Origin of the sequence: Streptomyces sp. NRRL S-378 (assembly GCF_000720645.1) — a bacterium.
Classification (GTDB): Bacteria; Actinomycetota; Actinomycetes; order Streptomycetales; family Streptomycetaceae; genus Streptomyces.
On the sequence record NZ_JOBX01000198.1, the window covers coordinates 1 to 576 of the forward strand.

The window sequence follows — 576 nt, forward strand, 5'->3', positions numbered from 1 at the left end:
GCCGTCGGCCCAGCGGGCCAGGTCGCCGGTGCGGTACATGCGGCTGCCGGCCGGACCGAAGGGGTCGGCGACGAACCGCTCCGCCGTCAGGTCCGGACGCTGGTGGTAGCCGCGGGCCAGACCCGCACCGGCGAGGTAGAGCTCTCCCGTCACGCCCGCCGGGACCGGGCCGAGGGCCTCGTCGAGGACGTGGGCGCGCATGCCGTCCAGCGGCCGCCCGACCGGGACCGGCGCGGGCACGGTGTCGGTGGCGGTCCAGGGGGCCTGGGAGGCGAAGAGGGTGGTCTCGGTGGGCCCGTACGTCGATCGCACGACGATGTCCGGGCAGTGGTCGAGGACCCGTCGGACGGCTGCCGGGGAGATCACGTCACCTCCCGTGATCACCTCCCGCACCCCCGCGAAACACCCCGGGTCCTCCTCCGCCATGACGCGGAACAACCCCGCCGTCACCTGGAGCCCGGTGATCCGCTCTTCGGCGATCAGACGCGTCAGCGTCGCCACGCTCAGATCACCCTCCGGCGACACCACCGTCCGGCCACCGTGGAGCAACGGCACCCACAGCTCGTACGTGGACGG

Annotated in this window: 1 protein-coding gene; it reads right to left on the reverse strand. The window is 73.8% G+C overall.

From position 1 onward, the window contains the following. A partial coding sequence (locus IH80_RS0138480) for an AMP-binding protein (RefSeq protein ID WP_420708923.1) occupies nucleotides 1–555 on the reverse strand: 555 nt, incomplete at its 3' end. Between the last annotated feature and the right edge of the window lie 21 nt (nucleotides 556–576).